Origin of the sequence: Pseudomonas sp. NMS19W (assembly GCF_051554255.1) — a bacterium.
GTDB classification, from domain to species: Bacteria; Pseudomonadota; Gammaproteobacteria; order Pseudomonadales; family Pseudomonadaceae; genus Aquipseudomonas; species Aquipseudomonas kribbensis.
Genome location: NZ_CP136718.1, coordinates 2,342,438 through 2,361,599 on the forward strand (window position 1 = coordinate 2,342,438; position 19,162 = coordinate 2,361,599).

Genomic DNA, 19,162 nt, shown 5'->3' on the forward strand with positions numbered 1-19,162 from the left:
TCGCAGCCCCAGCAGGAGTCCCATGGAGCAATTTCGTAATATCGGCATCATCGGTCGCCTGGGCAGTTCCCAGGTGCTGGATACCGTCCGCCGACTGAAACGCTTTCTGCTCGATCGTCACCTGCATGTGATCCTCGAAGACACCATCGCCGAAGTCCTGCCCGGCCATGGCCTGCAAACCTCGTCGCGCAAGATGCTCGGCGAAGTCTGCGACATGGTCATCGTCGTCGGCGGTGACGGCAGTCTGCTCGGTGCGGCCCGGGCGCTGGCCAAACACAACATTCCGGTGCTCGGGATCAACCGTGGCAGCCTCGGCTTTCTCACCGACATCCGCCCGGACGAGCTGGAAATCAAGGTCGCCGAAGTACTCGACGGCCACTATCTGGTGGAAAACCGCTTCCTGCTGCAGGCCGAAGTCCGCCGTCACGCCGAGGCCATCGGCCAGGGCGATGCGCTGAACGACGTGGTGCTGCACCCGGGCAAATCGACGCGGATGATCGAGTTCGAGCTGTACATCGACGGCCAGTTCGTCTGCAGCCAGAAGGCCGACGGCCTGATCGTCGCCACGCCGACCGGTTCCACCGCGTATGCGCTGTCCGCTGGCGGCCCGATCATGCATCCCAAGCTCGACGCTATTGTGATTGTGCCGATGTACCCCCATACCTTGTCGGGCAGACCGATCGTGGTCGATGGCAACAGTGAGCTGAAAATCGTCGTGTCCAAAGATATGCAGATCTACCCGCAGGTCTCCTGCGACGGGCAGAACCACTTCACCTGCGCGCCGGGCGACACCATCACCGTCAGCAAGAAAGCGCAGAAACTGCGGCTGATCCATCCGCTCGACCACAACTACTACGAGGTCTGCCGCACCAAACTCGGCTGGGGCAGCAAGCTGGGTGGTGGAGGCGACTGATGCTCGATCCCGCGCGCAGTTATGACCTGATCGGTGACGTGCACGGATGCGCCCTGACCCTGGAACACCTGCTGGACCGTCTCGGTTACCACAAGCAGGGCGGGGTCTGGCGGCATCCATCGCGCATGGCCGTGTTCGTCGGCGACATCATCGACCGTGGCCCGCGGATCCGCGAGGCGCTGCACATCGTCCACGACATGGTCGAGGCCGGCCAGGCCTTGTGCATCATGGGCAACCACGAATTCAACGCCCTGGGCTGGAGCACACCGGCACCACCGGGCAGCGGCAAGCAGTTCGTGCGCGAGCACACGCCGCGCCACGCCCGTTTGCTGCATGAAACCCTGACCCAGTTCGAAGACCATCCCGGTGACTGGCACGATTTCCAGCGCTGGTTCTATGAGCTGCCGCTGTTTGTCGACGCCGGACGCTTTCGGTTGGTGCATGCCTGCTGGGATGCCGGCCTGATCGAGCCACTGCGCGCGCTGTTCCCCGATGGCTGCATCGATGAGCACTTCCTTCAGGCTTCCGCCGTACCGGGCAGTTTTGCCTGCACGGTGTTCGATCGCCTGCTGCGGGGCACCGACATGCGTCTGCCGGATGGCCTGACCATGACCAGCGGCGACGGTCTGGTGCGTTCGTTCTTCCGCACCAAGTTCTGGGAGGACGACCCGCAGACCTACGGCGACATCGTGTTCCAGCCCGACGCCTTGCCGGAGCCGGTAGCGCAGAAGCCGCTGACCTCCAGCGAAAAGAATTCCCTGCTGCGCTACGGCGTCGATGAACCGTTGCTGTTCGTCGGCCACTACTGGCGCAGCGGCAAACCGGCGCCGATCCGCCCGAACCTCGCGTGCCTGGATTACAGCGCCGTGCTCTACGGCAAACTGGTGGCTTATCGTCTGGATCAGGAAACCCGCCTGGATCCGCATAAATTTGTCTGGGTCGATGTCGAGCGGCCGGAGGTGCTGCGATGAGCGCGGTAGCGGTATTGCGTCTGCCACTGGCGGCGGACCTGAGCGGTTTCGTCAAACTGCTGCAACGCATGCAGGTGCCACATCGCGTCAGCGAAGAGTCGGGCGAGCAGGTGTTGTGGGTGCCCTCTGAAATCAGCGAAGACGTGCGTTCGCTGTACGAGCGCTTTCCGGCGGGTGATCCGGATCAGCAACTGGACATTCCGGTGGCGCCGACCTTCAAGCGTCCGAGCTTCGCCGAGCAACTGAAACACGCCAAGGCCACCGGGTTCATCCTGTTGCTGAGCCTGCTGGTCGGCGGCCTGACGTATCTGGGCGACAACCTCGACACGATGCGCTGGCTGACCTTCCTCGATTTCCGCGTGGTCGGCGACTACATCCATTTCACCTCACTGGCCGACAGCCTGGCGGCGGGGCAGTGGTGGCGCCTGTTCACGCCGATGCTGATCCACTTCGGCATCCTCCACCTGGCCATGAACGGCATGTGGTACTGGGAACTGGGGCGGCGCATCGAGTCGCGCCAGGGCAGTATCAACCTCATCGGCCTGACGCTGCTGTTCAGCCTCGTTTCCAACTATGCACAGTTTGCCTGGAGCGGCCCGAGCCTGTTCGGCGGTCTGTCCGGCGTGCTTTACGGGTTGCTCGGTCACTGCTGGATCTTCCAGCTGCTGGCGCCGAACCCGGCCTATCGTCTGCCCCGCGGCGTGCTGGTGATGATGCTGGTGTGGTTGCTGGTGTGCATGTCCGGGCTGATCTCGATGATCGGCTTCGGCCAGATTGCCAATGCCGCCCACGTCGGCGGGTTACTCATCGGATGCTTCACCGGTTTGTTGGGCGGTTTGTACAACCGCCGTAAACTGGCCGCCTGAATTTTTGAATAAAGAGCACGGAGACCCTGATGTCCTCTTTTAACGACCTGATCAAGAACATCACCCCGGATATCTACCAGAGCCTGAAACTGGCCGTGGAAATCGGCAAATGGTCCGACGGTGGCAAGCTCACCGCCGAACAGCGCGAGCTGTCGCTGCAGGCGATGATCGCCTGGGAAATCCAGAACCTGCCCGAAGAAGAGCGCACCGGTTACATGGGCCCGCAGGAGTGTGCGTCGAAGTCGATCGAAGTGCCGAACATCCTGTTCAAGTCGGACGCCATCCATTGATCGAGATTGGCCGCGGTGCAATCAGCAAAATGTCGGCGCGCCTGGACGGGCCGAACGTGCAATACGCGTTTCGTCTGGATGACGTCGAGGTACCGGTCAACCCGTTGATCGGCACCACGGTGCGCCTGGAATACCTGGGGGCGATTCACTGCACCCATTGCGGACGCAAGACCAAGACCAGTTTCAGTCAGGGTTACTGCTACCCGTGCATGACCAAACTGGCCCAGTGCGATGTGTGCATCATGAGCCCGGAGCGCTGCCACTTCGACGCCGGCACCTGCCGGGAACCGGAGTGGGGCGAGAAGTTCTGCATGACCGATCACGTCGTCTACCTGGCCAATTCCTCGGGGATCAAGGTCGGCATCACTCGCGCCACCCAACTGCCGACCCGCTGGCTCGATCAGGGCGCCAGTCAGGCGTTGCCGATCATGCGCGTCGCCACGCGCCAGCAGTCCGGTTTCGTCGAGGACCTGTTTCGCAGTCAGGTCGCGGACAAGACCAACTGGCGCGCGCTGCTCAAGGGCGACGCGGCGGCGGTGGATCTTGCCGAGGTGCGCGATCAGTTGTTCGCCAGCTGCGCCGAAGGCCTGCAGGGCTTGCAGGAACGTTTCGGCCTGCAGGCGATTCAGCCGGTCACCGACGTCGAGCCGCTGGAAATCCGTTACCCGGTCGAGCAGTACCCGGCCAAGATCGTCAGCTTCAACCTGGACAAGAACCCGATTGCCGAAGGCACGCTGCTGGGGATCAAGGGCCAGTACCTGATCTTCGACACCGGCGTGATCAACATTCGCAAGTATACGGCCTATCAGCTCGCCGTGCATCAATAAGGACTTCAGCATGCGCACCGAACAACCGAAGATGATTTACCTGAAGGACTATCAGGCGCCCGAGTACCTGATCGATGAAACCCACCTGACCTTCGAGTTGTTCGAGGACCACAGCCTGGTCCACGCGCAACTGGTGATGCGCCGCAACCCGGCCCGTGGCCCGGGCCTGCCGCCGCTGGTGCTCGATGGCCAGCAGCTGGAATTGCTCTCGGTGACCCTGGCCGACCAGGAATTGAGCACTGCCGACTACCAGTTGACCGAGAATCACCTGACCCTGCAGCCGAAGAGCGAAACCTTCACGGTCGACACCAGCGTCCGTATCCACCCGGAAACCAACACCGCGCTGGAAGGCCTGTACAAGTCCGGCACGATGTTCTGCACCCAGTGCGAGGCCGAAGGCTTCCGCAAGATCACTTATTACCTCGATCGCCCGGACGTGATGAGCAAGTTCACCACCACCGTGGTCGCCGAGCAGCACAGCTATCCGGTGCTGCTGTCCAACGGCAACCCGATCGCAAGCGGCCCAGGCGAAGACGGCCGGCACTGGGCGACCTGGGAAGACCCGTTCATGAAGCCGGCGTACCTGTTTGCGCTGGTGGCCGGTGACTTGTGGTGCGTTGAAGACTCTTTCACCACCATGACCGAGCGCAACGTGGCGCTGCGCATTTATGTCGAGCCGGAAAACATCGACAAGTGCCAGCACGCCATGAACAGCCTGAAGAAGTCCATGCGCTGGGACGAAGAGGTCTACGGTCGCGAGTACGATCTGGATATCTTCATGATCGTCGCCGTGAACGACTTCAACATGGGCGCCATGGAGAACAAGGGCCTCAACATCTTCAACTCCAGCGCCGTGCTGGCCCGCGCCGAAACCGCCACCGACGCCGCGCATCAGCGGGTCGAGGCGATCGTCGCCCACGAATACTTCCACAACTGGTCGGGCAACCGCGTGACCTGCCGCGACTGGTTCCAGCTGTCGCTGAAGGAAGGCTTCACCGTATTCCGCGACGCCGGTTTCTCCTCCGACATGAACTCGGCCACGGTCAAGCGCATTCAGGACGTGGCGTACCTGCGTACCCACCAGTTCGCCGAAGATGCCGGCCCGATGGCCCACGCCGTGCGCCCGGACAGCTTCATCGAGATTTCCAACTTCTACACCCTGACCGTGTATGAAAAGGGTTCGGAAGTGGTCGGCATGATCCACACCCTGCTGGGTGCCGAGGGCTTCCGCAAGGGCAGCGACCTGTACTTCGAACGCCATGACGGCCAGGCCGTGACCTGCGATGACTTCATCAAGGCCATGGAAGATGCCAATGGCGTCGACCTGACCCAGTTCAAGCGCTGGTACAGCCAGGCCGGCACACCGCGACTGGCGGTGAGCGAGTCCTACGATTCGGCTGCGAAAACCTACAGCCTGACCTTCCGCCAGAGCTGCCCGGAAACCCCGGACAAGGTTGAAAAACTGCCGTTCGTGATCCCGGTGGAGCTGGGCCTGCTCGACAGCCAAGGCAACGAGATTGCCCTGCGTCTGGCCGGTGAAGCCTCGGCTCAAGGCACCACCCGGGTGATCTCGGTGACTGAAGCCGAACAGACCTTCACCTTTGTCGATATCGCCGAACAGCCACTGCCGTCCTTGCTGCGTGGTTTCTCGGCGCCGGTAAAACTGAGCTTCCCGTACAACCGCGATCAACTGATGTTCCTGATGCAGCACGACAGCGACGGTTTCAACCGCTGGGATGCCGGCCAGCAACTGTCGGTGCAGGTATTGCAGGAACTGATCGGCCAACAGCAGAAGGGCGAAAGCCTGGTGCTCGACCCACGTCTGATTTCCGCGCTGCGCACCGTGCTGGCTGACCAGACGCTGGATCAGGCGATGGTCGCGGAAATGCTCTCGCTGCCGAGCGAAGCCTATCTGACCGAAATCAGTGAAATCGCCGACGTGGACGCGATCCACACCGCTCGCGAATTCGCCCGTCAGCAACTGGCGGACAACCTGTTCGAGGCCCTGTGGCAGCGTTATCAGGCCAACCGCGAACTGTCGAAAAAGACCCCGTACGTGGCCGAAGCCGAGCATTTCGCCCGTCGCGCACTGCAGAACATTGCGCTGTCGTACCTGATGCTCAGCGGCAAGCCTGAAGTGCTGGCGGCAACGCTGGAGCAGTTCGACGCCTGTGACAACATGACCGAGCGCCTGACCGCGCTGGCGGTACTGGTCAACTCGCCGTTCGACGCCGAGAAGGCCAAGGCCCTGGCCAGTTTCGCCGAGCACTTCAAGGACAATCCGCTGGTCATGGATCAGTGGTTCAGCGTGCAGGCCGGCAGCACCTTGCCGGGCGGTCTGGCGCGGGTCAAAGCCCTGATGCAGCACCCGGCGTTCAACATCAAGAACCCGAACAAGGTGCGTGCGCTGGTTGGTGCCTTCGCCGGGCAGAACCTGATCAACTTCCATGCGGCGGATGGTTCGGGTTATCGCTTCCTCGCGGATCTGGTGATCGAGCTGAACGGCTTCAACCCGCAAATCGCTTCGCGTCAATTGGCGCCGCTGACTCGCTGGCGCAAGTATGACGGTGCTCGTCAGGCGCTGATGAAGGCGGAGCTGGAGCGGATTCTGGCGTCCGGTCAGCTGTCCAGTGATGTGTATGAAGTGGTCAGCAAAAGCCTTGCCTGAAGCTGTTTCAGGGCAATAAAAAACGCCGCTCGATGAGCGGCGTTTTTGTGGGTGGCTGAAAAACTATTTGCGCAAATCAAACCGATCCAGCTCCATCACCTTCGCCCACGCAGCAACGAAGTCGTTGACGAACTGCTCCTTGGCATCGGAACTGGCATACACCTCCGCCAGCGCCCGCAGTATCGCGTTGGAGCCGAACACCAGATCGACCCGTGTGCCTGTCCACTTCACATTGCCGGTCTTGCGGTCGCGACCTTCGAACTCGTCCGCCGCCTTGGACGTCGGTTTCCATTCCACGCTCATGTCCAGCAGGTTGCGGAAGAAGTCGTTGGTCAGGGCGCCGGGCTTGTCGGTGAACACCCCGTGCTTGGTCTTGCCGACGTTGGTGTCCAGCACGCGCAGGCCACCGACCAGCACGGCCAACTCTGGTGCCGAGAGCGTCAGCAGCTGTGCCTTGTCGATCAGCAACGCTTCGGCCGGCACGCGATAGGTGCTGGCGGCGTAGTTGCGGAAGCCATCGGTGTGCGGTTCAAGGAAGCCGAACGATTCAACGTCGGTCTGCTCCTGAGTCGCATCGGTACGGCCAGGCGAGAAGGGCACCGTGACCGAATGGCCGGCGTTTTTAGCCGCCTGTTCGACCCCGGCATTACCGGCCAGCACGATCAGATCCGCCAGCGAGACTTTCTTGCCCGACGCCCCGGCGTTGAACTCGTTCTGAATGCTTTCGAGGGCTTTGAGCACCTTGTCCAGTTGTTCCGGCTGGTTGGCCTGCCAGAACCGTTGCGGTGCCAGACGCAGGCGTCCGCCGTTGGCGCCGCCGCGTTTGTCTGAACCACGGAAGGTCGAAGCAGCAGCCCAGGCGGTGGAGACCAGTTCCGAAACCGACAGTCCCGACGCCAGCACTTTGCCTTTCAACGCCCTGATATCGCTGTCGTCGATCAGCGGATGGCTGGCCTCGGGAATCGGGTCTTGCCACAGCAGTTCTTCCTGGGGCATTTCCGGACCGAGATAGCGCGACAGCGGGCCCATGTCCCGGTGGATCAGTTTGTACCAGGCGCGGGCGAAGGCATCGGCCAGCTGATCGGGATTGGCCAGGAAACGCCGCGAGATCTTCTCGTAGGCCGGGTCGAAGCGCAGGGCCAGGTCAGAGGTGAGCATCGTCGGGTCGATGCGTTTGTTCGGATCGTGAGCATGGGGAATGGTGCCGGCTCCGGCGCCGTTTTTCGGTTTCCACTGGTGGGCACCGGCCGGGCTCTTGGTCAGTTCCCACTCGAAGCCGAACAGGTTTTCCAGGTAGTTGTTGCTCCATTTGGTCGGGGTGGTGGTCCAGGTCACTTCCAGGCCGCTGGTGATGGTGTCCGCACCTTTGCCGCTGCCAAAGCTGTTTTTCCAGCCCAGGCCCTGAAGCTCAAGGCCGGCGGCTTCCGGTTCCGGGCCGACGTTATCGGCCGGGCCGGCACCGTGGGTCTTGCCGAAGGCGTGACCACCGGCGATCAGGGCGACGGTTTCTTCGTCGTTCATGGCCATGCGGCCGAAGGTTTCACGGATGTCTCGGGCCGAGGCCACCGGGTCGGGATTGCCCTCGGGGCCTTCCGGGTTCACGTAAATCAGGCCCATCTGCACGGCGGCCAGCGGGTTTTCCAGATTGCGTTCACCCTGATTGGTGCGACTCTGTTCATGGCCGTGCTCGGCAGGTTCGGCGACCAGGGTGCCGTCGCCCGGTTCCTGCATGGCTTCGGGGTGTTTGCCGTAACGGGTGTCGCCACCCAGCCAGGTGTTTTCCGAACCCCAGTACACATCTTCATCCGGCTCCCACACATCGGGCCGTCCGCCGGAGAACCCGAAAGTCTTGAAGCCCATGGATTCCAGCGCGACGTTGCCGGTGAGGACAATCAGGTCGGCCCAGGAAATGTTGCGGCCATATTTCTGTTTGATCGGCCACAGCAGGCGCCGGGCCTTGTCGAGGCTGACGTTGTCCGGCCAGCTGTTGAGCGGGGCGAAGCGTTGCTGGCCGGAACCGGCGCCGCCACGGCCGTCAGCGGTGCGATAGGTGCCGGCGCTGTGCCAGGCCATGCGGATGAAGAGCGGGCCGTAGTGGCCGAAGTCGGCGGGCCACCAGTCCTGGGAGTCGGTCATCAGCGCCGTCAGATCGCGTTTCAGGGCCTGGAAGTCCAGGCTCTTGAAGGCCTTGGCGTAGTCGAAGTCCTTGCCCAGCGGATCGGAGGCGGGCGAGTGCTGGCTCAGGATTTTCAGGTTCAGTTGATTCGGCCACCAATCGCGGTTCGTCGTGCCACCGCCGGCGGCGTGATTGAACGGGCATTTCGATTCATTTGCCATGTTCGGGTCCTTATCAGGTCTTCTGCGGCCGGCTCGTGCCGACTTCGGATTAGTAAGGCTAGACCCGACTGGGCAGGTCAGCTAATAGGCCGACTATTGGTGGCTGATAGGCAAAGTCTTTTACCGCTGTCTGATCAGGATTTTTTCGAAGAAAGGCAGGGCGTGCTTGCGCAAGCGGCAATGCCGCGTGCTGAAAGACCCGTCCTTGAGCGGTTGTTGTAAACATCGGGCGAGAATCATGATGGCCATTAGAAATGTTATTGTATAACATAAAAATGATTTCATCTGATCGATGTCACTGACATGTCCGTGTGGCAGTGGCATCGGTCCCTTCCTTTCTGCCTTACGGAATACTAGAAATGTCTGCCCGTTTTCCCTCCTTTCCGCCAAGTCTGCTGGCCTCTGCGCTGCTGATCGCATCCCCCGCATTCGCTGCCGAACCCCTCGAACTGCAACCTCAAGTCATCACTGCCAATCCACTGGGTAGCCAGACCCTGGCTTCGCCCTCGACGGTGTTGAGCGGTGATGACCTGACGCTGCAGCAAAAGGGCAGCCTGGGCGAAACCCTGAACAAGCAGCCGGGCGTGTCGTCGTCCTACTTCGGGCCGGGTGCCAGTCGCCCGATCATTCGCGGACAGGATGGCGATCGCATCCGCATCCTGCGTAACGGCGTCGGCGCGCTGGACGCCTCGTCGCTGTCCTACGACCACGCGGTGCCGCTGGACCCGATCAACGTTGACCGCATCGAAATCGTCCGTGGCCCGGCCGCGTTGCTCTACGGTGGCAGCGCCATCGGCGGGGTCGTGAATACCTTCGACAACCGCATCCCGACCGAAGCCATCGACGGCATCCACGGCGCCGGCGAACTGCGCTATGGCGGCGCCGACACCACCCGCAGCAGCGCGGGCAAACTCGAGGCCGGCAACGGTCAGTTCGCCCTGCACCTGGACGCCAGCGCCCGCGAGTTCAATGACCTGAAAATCCCCGGCTACGCGAAAAGCAGCCGCGAACGGGCGGGGGATGATGGCGATTCCAGCAAGCATCGCCTGGCCAACAGCGACGGTCGCCAGGACGGCGGCGCGGTGGGTGGTTCGTACACTTGGGATGACGGGTACGCGGGGCTGTCGTACAGCAATTACGATTCCAACTACGGCTCGCCGGCCGAAGATGACGTGCGGATTCGCATGCAGCAGGAGCACTACGCGTTCGCCTCGGAAATCCGCAACCTCCAGGGGCCGTTCAGCTCGGTCAAGTTCGACGCCGGTTACACCGATTACCAGCACCGCGAAATCGAGGGCGGCGAGGTCGGCACCACGTTCAAGAACAAGGGTTACGAAGCGCGGGTCGAGGCCCGGCACCAACCGTTGGGGCCGTTCAACGGGGTGATTGGCGCGCAGGTCAGTCGCAATGAGTTTTCGGCGCTGGGCGAAGAAGCCTTTGTACCGCACACCGATACCAACGCCGGTGCACTGTTTATTTTGGAAGAGCTGCAAGCCACGGATCGCCTGCTGTTCACCCTCGGCGGACGCCTGGAGCACACCACGGTCGACCCGGACGCCAAAGGCAACGAGCGCTTCGCCAATGCCGACCGCTCCAGCAGTTTCACCGCCGGCAGCCTGTCGTCCGGTGCGGTCTACACGCTGACGCCGATCTGGTCGGTCGCCGCCACGCTGGGCTACACCGAGCGGGCACCGACGTTCTACGAGCTGTACGCCAACGGCGCCCACGTCGCCACCGGCACTTTCGAAGTCGGGGATGCGGGTCTGTCGAAAGAGAAAGCCGTCTCCAGCGATCTGGCCCTGCGTTTTGACAATGGCACGCACAAGGGCAGCGTCGGCGTGTTCTACAGCCACTTCTCCAATTACATTGGTCTGCTCGGCACCGGGCGCACGCTTAATGATGAAGGCGAAGAAGATGCCGCCGGCATTCCCGAATACGCCTATTCCGGTGTCCGCGCACGCTTCAGCGGCATCGAAGCCCAGGATCGCTGGCAGCTCGGCGAGAGCGCCTACGGCAAGTTCGCGCTGGAGTTGTCGGGCGACTACACCCGGGCCAAGAACCTCGACAACGGCCAGGATCTGCCACGCATCGCACCGTTGCGCTTGAATACCGGTTTGTTGTGGGAGCTGGATCGCTGGCAGGCACGGATCGATGTGGAGCACGCCAGTTCGCAGCATCGGGTGCCGGACAATGAAAGCAGCACCGATGGTTACACCACGCTGGGTGCGAATGTGGGGTATCACTTCGACGTTGGCCAGAGCAAATGGCTGGCCTTCGTCAATGCCGAGAACCTGACCAACCAGACCGTGCGCTACGCCAGCTCGATCCTGCGCGACATTGCGCCGGCAGAAGGGCGAAGCATTCAGGTGGGATTGCGCACTACGTTCTGATCGTTCTCCGCGATCTTTCGCCAGCGTCCCGCGAATCGCGTGACGCTGGCGTCGGCATCAGCTCGATTGGGCGGTGTCGTCTTCCGGGCGTTCCTCCCGCAGATCCTGCTGCCCCGGCAGCTCGGTGATCACGCTGAAATCCGTAACCTCCACGGCCCCCAGCCCATAACCCAGCAAGTGGAATGAGAAGGCCTTGCGCGGTTGCGGGTTGTCGAAACTGAAGTCCATTTCCAGCGGCTGCTCCGCCGTGGCGACCATTTCCGAAGGTAGGCCCAGTTGCACGTCCTGCTCGAACTCCTTGGCCTTGAGCTGGATGTACGCCGCCTGTTGCGGGTCCATCGAGCGCACGGTCAGGCGCACGCGGGTGTGCGAGCCCTTGGGCATTTCCAGGTATTGCGCGCCGATCAGGTTGTCGGCCCAGTCATCCTTGATCTGCGCCTGCAGCGGGATGACGTTGTCGCTGCCGAACTGATAGCGCTGATTCAGTGGAGTGCGCAGCAGCGACAGGTCCAGTGCATCGGCACGGGCCGCAATCTGCCGCGCATTCTGGCCGCTGGCATTGCCCTTGAACGTGGCGCTTTCGGCGATGAAACCTTCGCTGGCATAAGCGCGGCAGCGCCGTGGCATGTCGCATTCGGTGAGGATGCCGTGGCCGTCGTGGTAGCGCAGTTTGCCGTTGGTGAACGACATGATTTCGCGCCCGGTGTCGTAGTCGCGAAACAGCGAGCGGCCGCTAAGTGCGGCGGGCACCGGCAGGTCAAAGTAATCGAGGATCGATGCGCTCAGATCGACATGCCCGTAGACCCCGGCGTTCAGGTGTGGCAACTGGGCCTGTTCCGGTGCGAGGGTCAGGTTGAAGCCCCAGGACGAGGCGAGCCGCACGCCATCGATGCCATGGGATTCGTCCGAGGTGATCACCACCAGCGTGTCTTTCAGCACGCCCTGGCGTTCGAGGCCGCTGAGGAACTGGTCCAGGGCATCGTCCAGATACCCGACGGCGGCCTGTTTCGGCGTGTCGTAGCGTTGCAGGTAGTCTTCCGGCGCGGAGTAGGGCTGATGGGTGCCGACGGTCAGCAGGGTCAGCATCCACGGTTTTTTCTGTTTCTTCAGTTGGCCGACGTAACCCAGCGCGCCTTCGAAGAAGGCCTTGTCGTCCTTGCCCCACGGGAATTCCAGGTAGTTGGCGTTGGTGAACCACTCAAGGCCATGGGTCGCATCGAAGCCGATGTGCGGCATGATCTTGTCTTTGGCCATGAAGCGCAGGCCGGCGCCTTGCAGGTAATGCGTAGTGAAACCGTTCTGACGCAATTGGGCTGGCAGGCAGGCCTGATTGCGTTCGTTCTGGGTCAGCATTTCCACGCCTTTGGGCGTACCGTTGTTCAGCTTGTCGTAATCGCCGCAAAGCATGGCGTACAGGCCGCGAATGGTCTGGTGCGTGTGCAATACGTAATCCGGCGTGTTCATGCCGCGCTCGGCCCAGCGGCTGAGCTTGGGCATCAGGTCTTCCTGATAATGGCTGCCGATGGCCTCGCGATTGGCGCGGATGTAGGCGCCGGGAATGCCTTCGACGGTGACGATCAACACGTTGCGCGCCTGACCTTTTGCGGCCAGTAACGAATGGCCATTCAAGTCGAGATCGGTGAGCCCGGCCATCGAGGGGGAGGTATTTCGCTGCCGCCTTCCAGCCATTCTTCGGCCTGCATCTGCGCGTCGGCGACCTGGGCGGCGAGCAATTGGTGAGGCAGGTTGTACAGGCGCCATGGGTCGGCGTCGCTCGGCGAAAGATTCTGTGCGCCCCAATGGGCGGCGAACAGCAACACTGGTGCCGACCACACGGCGCGGGGCAGGGCCGGCGCCAGCGTTCCGCGGTTTGCCCACTGCGTCGCCAGCCACAGCAACAGCGCCAGCAGCAATGCACCGGCCACTGCCGGATGGGCGAAGCCGCCGCCGGTTGAGTTCTCGACGAATTGCGGGTCGATCAGGTAATGCAGGTCCTGGGGTTGGGCAGGCGCCCGACCGCGCTGACCAGTTCTGCCGTCGCTACCGCCAGCAGACCCCAGAACACCAGCACCGGCAGGGCCAGCCACCACGGCCGGCGATGCAACAGAACTACCAGCAGGCTGCCGATGGCCAGGTCCGAAAGATAGCCGAACAGGCTCGACCAGCCGAGTGCCGCACGCAGGCACACCGGCACGATCAGTACCAGAAAAACCAGAGAAAGAAGACGGGCGTCGGGGTGCCGAAGCCGTTGAAAAAGAGCGCTCACAAAAAAGACCTTCCAGCCATCAAACCGTCATAAAAGTGTGGGCGATGATACCAAGGGTGGGCTGTCTGATCGCCTTTTTAAACGCATGGCTGATCCGTTGTCGAACGCGTGGGCGATCCGGTCGAATTGCCTGAAGCCTTGACCTGCGTTCGTATCAGCGGAGAGGGAGGCGGTTTTCGGCCCCGGCGAAACAGGGGATTAATTGTTTCAGGCTGTTTACTGCGCCTTTGACAAGCGTTACCTGACGCTATGAAGTCTGGTGGAAACGGCTAAGCGCTGGTCATCGAACGCCATGATGAAAGCCGCTCTTTATGGACAGGGTGATGGCCACTCAGTAGCATTCGCGCCTTCGGGATCTGCTTTATTCACGTGGTCCGGCGTGAACCCTCAAGGAATCGACATGCGTAAAAGTGCCAATGGTGACAATCCCACAGTGGTGACGCTGGTGAACGGTGAAATCCGCCGCGAAACTCACATCAGCTTCAGCTCGGCTTCGATCATCAATGGCGAGATTCGGGTCCAGTCTGTGGAAGGCAACCAGATCCAGGTGCAAATGCCGGGTATGGATGTCGCCTTGCGTTTTGATCTGGATGGCGTTCAGCAAGTGCCAAATGTTGAACCTGAACCGATCGAAGACAAACAGACGCCTGCCGGCAAGTCCTTGTCGGTGTTCAACTGGAAGACGTTGCTGATCACCTTTTTCCTGTGGGTTTTTGTGGGTTTGTTTTCAGGCGCGCTGGGATTCTTCGTGGCCGCGGGTTATTTCGGTTACCAGTGGCGGCAGGTGGCCAAGCGCAAGAAGCTGCTGTCGAATGGACAGTCACTGCCGTTAACCTCCACTAAAGCGCAAGATCGCGCTCAAACCAATCCTTCAAAACTATCCAGACAGAACGTGCGGGATGCGCTGGCGCGCCATCGTTGACGTCGATCAGATGATGCCTTGCCCATCATCGAAAATGCTTTCAATCGTCATCTCGAACACCCGGGCAATCTGAAAGGCCAGAGGCAGGCTCGGGTCGTAGCGCTCATTTTCAATCGCATTGATGGTCTGGCGTGAAACGTTGAGGCGTTCGGCCAGATCCATCTGCGACCACTTGCGCTCGGCGCGCAGTTCCTTGAGGCGGTTTTTCATTGATAACGGCGCCGGGCGATGCGCAGGCCGATCATCCACATCAGACCCATCACCGGCCACACATAGAGCCAAGGGATATGCGGGGCGCCGACGGTTTCCAGAAAACCATAGGTGAATGTCAGCAGTGCCGAGGCCGCGAACGCAAAGCCCAGGGCTTCGAACTGAATCCGTAAGTACATTTCATCGAGGCGGCGCATGTCGCGCACGACCGTCCAGCAGAATAGCCCGACCGGAATCATCGGCATCAGCACGATGACACCACGCAGGTACACATTGGCGTCCTGCAGATTCAGTAACGCGAACTGCGAGGCCAGCAGCACTGCGGCGTAAAGCACCATGGCGGCGGTCATTTCTCGGTTGAATCGGTTCATTGCTCAACTCCCTGTTTCGAAAAACGCGATGTAAAAGGCGCTTTACATACTCGCGGAAACGTTTTTCGATGTAAAGGGTGCTTTCCATAAAACCCCGGGACGCCGTTCGCCGTACATCTGTAGTGCGGTTGAACCGCACACGCCCGTCTATAGTGACAAGGCTGTGCGAAACGGGTGACGTGTCGGGTGACACCCAGACGCAAACAGGGCGGCATGATCGTCGATCGTGCCGCCCCGTTTGTTTTTTGAAGCCGTAAAGCCGTCAGCCAGCGATCAATGCATCTTGCTGTGATCGTGGCCTTCCATGTTGGTCAGCGAGCGCACTGGCGCCTGCACTTCAATGGCTTGTTTTTCGCCTTTGGCGTTTTCCACGGTCAGGGTCAGCGGCACGGTTTCGCCTTCCTTCAGTTGACCGTTCAGGCCCATCAACATCACGTGGTAGCCATTCGGATCGAGCTTCACAGCCTTGCCGGCCGGCAGGTCGACCGAGTTGACCGGGCCCATGCTCATCACGTCGTTCTTCATGGTCATTTCATGAATCTGTACGTCCTTGGCCACCGGCGATGCAACGCTGAGCAGTTTGCTGTCGCTGTCGGCGGTGACGGTCATGAACGCACCGCTGGCCGACTGGTTTGGCACGGTTGCACGGACCCAGGCGTCATCGACCTTGGTCTGCGCGGAAACCTGGAAGGCCAGGCCCAGCAGGGACAGGCCCAGTGCGGCACGTTTGATGTTGTTCAGGAAAGGGTTCATCAGCAGACCTCCATGACGGTTTGCAAATCTTCCGTACACTCTTGTGCAGAAAGCGATTGGGACAGACCCACGCGCAGGTTGCCGCGGGTGTCGTAGACATAACTGGTGGACGTGTGCGACAGGGTGTAGGTGTCGCCGGCAGGGACTTTTTCGTAGAAGACGTCGAATTCCTTGGCGGTGGCCTTGGTTTCCTCGAGGGTGCCGTACAGGGCGACGAAGCTCGGGTCGAAGGTCTTGACGTAGGCGTCGAGGATTTGCGGCGTGTCGCGTTCCGGGTCGAGGGTGATGAACACCACTTGCAGGATGTCGCCATCCTTGCCCATCAGCTTCTTGATTTTCGCCGCGCGGGCCAGGGTCGTCGGGCAGACGGCCGGGCATTGGGTGAAACCGAAGAAAATCATCGGCATCAGGCCGCGAAAGCTCGACAGTGTCACGGTGTTGCCTTCGGTGTCCTTGAGCTTGAAGGTGCGTCCGAGGATCTTGTCGCTCAGATCCTTGCCGTACTTGTACGACAGTTGGCCACGGGTGTCGCAGCCGGCGAGCAGGCCCAGACCGAGCACGCCCATTCCCGCAAGCACCTTGCGGCGAGTCAACAAAGCCGTCATCTAATACCGCCTTTTGCAGCCCGCCGGTCAGCAAGACAGGCGGGGGGTTAACCGTAAAAGCGGCGCATGATACCAAAATGAACCGGCAGGTCGGTTTTTGATCACCGACGGATGTCAGATCTGGCGACAAAAGGTGTAAGAAAACATGACCTGCGGTTATTGCGGCGACGGTTCGACAGGGCTCCAGCTACCGCCCAGTGCGGTGTACAGGTTCACTTGCGCCACCAGTTGCGCCAACCGGTCGGAGATCAGACCCTGCTGCGAACTGAACAGCGAACGCTGGGCATCGAGAAACGTCAGGCTGCTGTCGACACCGGTCCGATAACGGTGCTGCGCCATGTTGTAGTAGTCCTGAGTGGCCTGCACCAGATCGCGCTGGGCCTGTAGCTGTTGCTGATAGGTCTCCCGCGCGGCGAGACCGTCGGACACTTCCTGGAAAGCGGTCTGAATGGTCTTTTCGTATTCGGCGACCGTGATGTCCTTCTGCAGCTTCGCGTAATCGAGGCTGGCGCGCAGGCTGCCGGCGTTGAAGATCGGCAGGTTGATCTGCGGCTGGAAGGTCCAGGCGCCGGAGCCGCCCTTGAACAGTCCCGACAGGTCCCGACTCGACGTGCCGGCATTGGCGGTCAGGCTGACACTGGGGAAAAACGCCGCCCGGGCTGCGCCGATATTGGCGTTGGCAGCTTTCAGTTTGTATTCGGCCTGGAGAATGTCCGGCCGGCGTTGCAGCAGATCCGACGGCAACCCGGCCGGTACTTGCGCCACCAGATCACTGGCCAGCGGGCGCGCCGGCAGGGTTTCCGGAACCGGCGCCCCGACCAGCAAGGTCAGGCTATTAAGGTCCTGGGCCACCTGGCGTTGATAGCGGGCGAGGCTGGCACGGGTGCTGTCGACACTGGTCTGCGCCTGGATCTGATCCAGTGCCGAGGATTTGCCGGCCTCGCGATTGCGGGTGGTCAGGCGCAGGCTTTTCTCGTCGGCGGCCAGGGTTTCCTGGGCCAGGGCCAGCAACTCCTGGTCGGCGCGCCAGGTCAGGTAGGCATTGGCGACGTTCGCCACCAGGCTCAATTGCGCGCTGCGCCGGGCTTCTTCGGTGGCCAGCCAGCTCATTAAGGCCTGTTCGCTGAGGCTGCGGACCCGGCCAAAGAAATCCAGTTCATAGGCGCTGATGCCGAGGTTCGCCGAGTAGGTCGAGGTGATTGCAGCTTTGGTTTTGGTCACGCTCGCCGGCACCCGTTGGCGCAGCTCATTGGCATTGGCTGAAACCGCCGGCAGCAGATCGGCGCGCTGAATGCGGTACTGCGCCTGGAATGCTTCGACGTTCAGTGCCGCAACGCGCAGGTCACGGTTGTTGACCAGTGCGCTTTCAATCAGCTGCTGCAACGCCGGGTCATTGAACAGCCCGCGCCAGTCCTCGATAGCGGTCGTGGTCCGGGTTGACGCAGGGTAGGCGGGGCCGTTTGGATACTGCGCCGCGCTGGGTGACGCCGGACGCTGGTAATCGGGAATCAGCGAGCAGCCGCCCATCAGCAACGCCATGGACAGCAGGGAGATCGGCAACCTGGACATCAAACAGCCTCGTTCACAAATAGGAGTGGGCGCGAAGGCCCGTGATGAGAAAACGCCGGATCAGGCCCCGGCCATCCATTTCGCCAGACCGTGACGCCCGCTGACCCCGAGTTTGGCCGCCGCGCGCTTGAGGTAGGTCTCGATCGAGCTGTTCTTGACCCGCAACCGCTCGGCCATCTGCGGCACGGTGCCGCCGGTCAGCAGGCCCAGGCAGACTTCCTTCTCACGCACTGACAGGGTGATGTCGCCCAGTGCCAGGCGCTCGTCGAACACCTGTTGCAACGGTGTCTGCTCCTGATCGGCCTGAAGTGGGCGCGGTTGCCGGGCGATGATTTGCCGACGGATCTGCGCGTGACGCTCGATCAACGGCAGCAGGGTGTCGGACAGGCTTTTGAGAAACGACAGCTCCGGCAGGGAAAACACCCGGTGCGTGTGAGGGCGGCAGAACGAGATGACACAGCGGCGGTTGGAGGTGCGTGACACCAGATTGCACTGATGGACGCTGTGGTGCGGGTGTCGTTGCTGCAGCGAGGCCTTGAGTTGAATCAGCAGCGAGTCATTCATCTCGATCATCTTCTGCAACAGCGGATGATCGTCCTGACATTGCAGCGGGTCCGGGGGCGGGAAGGTATCCGGCAAACCGGCGCTGCCCAGGGCCTTGATCTCGACCACGCTGGCCTCGCGCTCGTCGAGTGTCCATTCGCTGAGATCCACCCGGTTGACCGGCACCAGGGTGTCGACCAACTGAAACATGTTGGAGGCGAATCGTTCGTTCCCCGTACTGGCGATCAACTCGCCCAGTTGCCAGTAGAAGTGCGGGTTTTCCATGTTGCGAAGACTGCCGGTCAGATTCATATCCTTGTCATCCCTGATTTAAAGCCATTGCCGAATCATCTGCCGTGCATACACCTGTGAAGCCGCCAACCAGCGTTTCTCCTTGAAATCGATCTGGAGCGGGATTTAAGCCTATGCATTTGTCCTACGTCTGTAGGGGAAAACGGGGACACAAAGTGCCACTATTTCCGAAAAAATGGCGTCACGTTTCTGTCAGATCAATGTGTAAGTGCTCGTGGTCCCTGACTGTACGGTCTAGTGGGAACCCCGAGATCCGGGGCTCGGACCGCCGCGTCCCACATCTGCGAGGCGTTGGTCGGTAGAGGTGTGTGGCGATTGTCCTACAGGATTTTCAGCCATTTCTTTCCGA

General features: G+C 61.3%; 15 protein-coding genes and 1 pseudogene. 8 read left to right on the forward strand and 8 right to left on the reverse strand.

Annotation, left to right across the window (positions count from 1 at the left end; translation table 11 throughout):
* Positions 1-22: 22 nt before the first annotated feature.
* Genes R1A29_RS10680 through pepN form a run of 6 tightly spaced genes read left to right on the forward strand, consistent with a single transcriptional unit; the run spans position 23 to position 6,535 of the window.
* Positions 23-913: an NAD(+) kinase gene (locus tag R1A29_RS10680; protein WP_011333623.1), complete on the forward strand. Its 891-nt coding sequence runs from the start codon at positions 23-25 to the stop codon at positions 911-913.
* Complete coding sequence (locus R1A29_RS10685) at positions 910-1,884, forward strand: metallophosphoesterase (RefSeq protein WP_438302029.1); 975 nt, start codon at positions 910-912, stop codon at positions 1,882-1,884. Before R1A29_RS10680 ends, R1A29_RS10685 begins: the two co-directional genes overlap by 4 nt.
* Positions 1,881-2,750 carry a rhomboid family intramembrane serine protease gene (locus tag R1A29_RS10690; RefSeq protein ID WP_085733061.1) on the forward strand — a complete coding sequence of 290 codons (870 nt, stop codon included), beginning with the start codon at positions 1,881-1,883 and terminating at the stop codon, positions 2,748-2,750. Before R1A29_RS10685 ends, R1A29_RS10690 begins: the two co-directional genes overlap by 4 nt.
* Before the next feature lie 29 nt (positions 2,751-2,779).
* Complete coding sequence (locus R1A29_RS10695; protein WP_085698878.1) at positions 2,780-3,040, forward strand: YeaC family protein; 261 nt, start codon at positions 2,780-2,782, stop codon at positions 3,038-3,040.
* Positions 3,037-3,867: a DUF2797 domain-containing protein gene (locus R1A29_RS10700; protein WP_085708584.1), complete on the forward strand. Its 831-nt coding sequence runs from the start codon at positions 3,037-3,039 to the stop codon at positions 3,865-3,867. Before R1A29_RS10695 ends, R1A29_RS10700 begins: the two co-directional genes overlap by 4 nt.
* A 10-nt stretch (positions 3,868-3,877) precedes the next feature.
* Positions 3,878-6,535 carry an aminopeptidase N gene (gene pepN, locus R1A29_RS10705; RefSeq protein WP_438301422.1) on the forward strand — a complete coding sequence of 886 codons (2,658 nt, stop codon included), beginning with the start codon at positions 3,878-3,880 and terminating at the stop codon, positions 6,533-6,535.
* 63 nt (positions 6,536-6,598) lie between these two features.
* On the opposite strand, the gene katG is transcribed toward pepN, so the two are convergent.
* Complete coding sequence (katG, locus tag R1A29_RS10710) at positions 6,599-8,872, reverse strand: catalase/peroxidase HPI (protein ID WP_438301423.1); 2,274 nt, start codon at positions 8,870-8,872, stop codon at positions 6,599-6,601.
* A 359-nt stretch (positions 8,873-9,231) separates the two neighbouring features.
* Between katG and R1A29_RS10715 the strand changes: the two genes are divergently transcribed.
* The gene (locus R1A29_RS10715; RefSeq protein ID WP_438301424.1) at positions 9,232-11,262 is read left to right on the forward strand and encodes a TonB-dependent receptor; all 2,031 of its coding nucleotides are present in this window, start codon (positions 9,232-9,234) and stop codon (positions 11,260-11,262) included.
* Positions 11,263-11,319: 57 nt separating this feature from the next.
* Here R1A29_RS10715 and R1A29_RS10720 read toward each other — a convergent pair.
* Positions 11,320-13,528: pseudogene (locus tag R1A29_RS10720) on the reverse strand (LTA synthase family protein).
* Between the two features lie 400 nt (positions 13,529-13,928).
* Between R1A29_RS10720 and R1A29_RS10725 the strand changes: the two are divergent.
* Entirely contained in the window at positions 13,929-14,450 is a 522-nt protein-coding gene (locus R1A29_RS10725) for a hypothetical protein (protein WP_438301425.1), read from the forward strand.
* Between the two features lie 6 nt (positions 14,451-14,456).
* Here the strand turns inward: R1A29_RS10725 and R1A29_RS10730 are convergent, their stop codons facing one another.
* From R1A29_RS10730 to R1A29_RS10755, 6 genes are all read right to left on the reverse strand, one after another.
* Positions 14,457-14,660 (reverse strand): helix-turn-helix transcriptional regulator, encoded by a 204-nt coding sequence (locus R1A29_RS10730; RefSeq protein WP_134827244.1) that lies wholly within the window; start codon positions 14,658-14,660, stop codon positions 14,457-14,459.
* Entirely contained in the window at positions 14,657-15,031 is a 375-nt protein-coding gene (locus R1A29_RS10735; protein ID WP_305836199.1) for a hypothetical protein, read from the reverse strand. Before R1A29_RS10735 ends, R1A29_RS10730 begins: the two co-directional genes overlap by 4 nt.
* 273 nt (positions 15,032-15,304) lie before the next feature.
* Positions 15,305-15,784, reverse strand: coding sequence for a copper chaperone PCu(A)C (locus tag R1A29_RS10740; RefSeq protein ID WP_438301426.1), 480 nt, complete (start codon positions 15,782-15,784; stop codon positions 15,305-15,307).
* Complete coding sequence (locus tag R1A29_RS10745; protein ID WP_085708575.1) at positions 15,784-16,389, reverse strand: SCO family protein; 606 nt, start codon at positions 16,387-16,389, stop codon at positions 15,784-15,786. The genes R1A29_RS10740 and R1A29_RS10745 overlap by 1 nt, the downstream gene beginning before the upstream one ends.
* Before the next feature lie 156 nt (positions 16,390-16,545).
* Positions 16,546-17,958 carry an AdeC/AdeK/OprM family multidrug efflux complex outer membrane factor gene (adeC, locus tag R1A29_RS10750; protein ID WP_438301427.1) on the reverse strand — a complete coding sequence of 471 codons (1,413 nt, stop codon included), beginning with the start codon at positions 17,956-17,958 and terminating at the stop codon, positions 16,546-16,548.
* A gap of 60 nt (positions 17,959-18,018) precedes the next feature.
* The gene (locus tag R1A29_RS10755; RefSeq protein WP_085708573.1) at positions 18,019-18,813 is read right to left on the reverse strand and encodes a helix-turn-helix transcriptional regulator; all 795 of its coding nucleotides are present in this window, start codon (positions 18,811-18,813) and stop codon (positions 18,019-18,021) included.
* Between the last annotated feature and the right edge of the window lie 349 nt (positions 18,814-19,162).

Bases quoted from the DNA above. Each gene is read 5' to 3' on its own strand.
- R1A29_RS10680 (WP_011333623.1), top strand. From the start codon at position 23: ATGGAGCAATTTCGTAATATCGGCATCATCGGTCGCCTGGGCAGTTCC.
- R1A29_RS10690 (WP_085733061.1), top strand. From the start codon at position 1,881: ATGAGCGCGGTAGCGGTATTGCGTCTGCCACTGGCGGCGGACCTGAGC.
- R1A29_RS10695 (WP_085698878.1), top strand. From the start codon at position 2,780: ATGTCCTCTTTTAACGACCTGATCAAGAACATCACCCCGGATATCTAC.
- pepN (WP_438301422.1), top strand. From the start codon at position 3,878: ATGCGCACCGAACAACCGAAGATGATTTACCTGAAGGACTATCAGGCG.
- katG (WP_438301423.1), bottom strand. From the start codon at position 8,872: ATGGCAAATGAATCGAAATGCCCGTTCAATCACGCCGCCGGCGGTGGC.
- R1A29_RS10715 (WP_438301424.1), top strand. From the start codon at position 9,232: ATGTCTGCCCGTTTTCCCTCCTTTCCGCCAAGTCTGCTGGCCTCTGCG.
- R1A29_RS10725 (WP_438301425.1), top strand. From the start codon at position 13,929: ATGCGTAAAAGTGCCAATGGTGACAATCCCACAGTGGTGACGCTGGTG.
- R1A29_RS10730 (WP_134827244.1), bottom strand. From the start codon at position 14,660: ATGAAAAACCGCCTCAAGGAACTGCGCGCCGAGCGCAAGTGGTCGCAG.
- R1A29_RS10735 (WP_305836199.1), bottom strand. From the start codon at position 15,031: ATGAACCGATTCAACCGAGAAATGACCGCCGCCATGGTGCTTTACGCC.
- R1A29_RS10740 (WP_438301426.1), bottom strand. From the start codon at position 15,784: ATGAACCCTTTCCTGAACAACATCAAACGTGCCGCACTGGGCCTGTCC.
- R1A29_RS10745 (WP_085708575.1), bottom strand. From the start codon at position 16,389: ATGACGGCTTTGTTGACTCGCCGCAAGGTGCTTGCGGGAATGGGCGTG.
- adeC (WP_438301427.1), bottom strand. From the start codon at position 17,958: ATGTCCAGGTTGCCGATCTCCCTGCTGTCCATGGCGTTGCTGATGGGC.
- R1A29_RS10755 (WP_085708573.1), bottom strand. From the start codon at position 18,813: ATGAATCTGACCGGCAGTCTTCGCAACATGGAAAACCCGCACTTCTAC.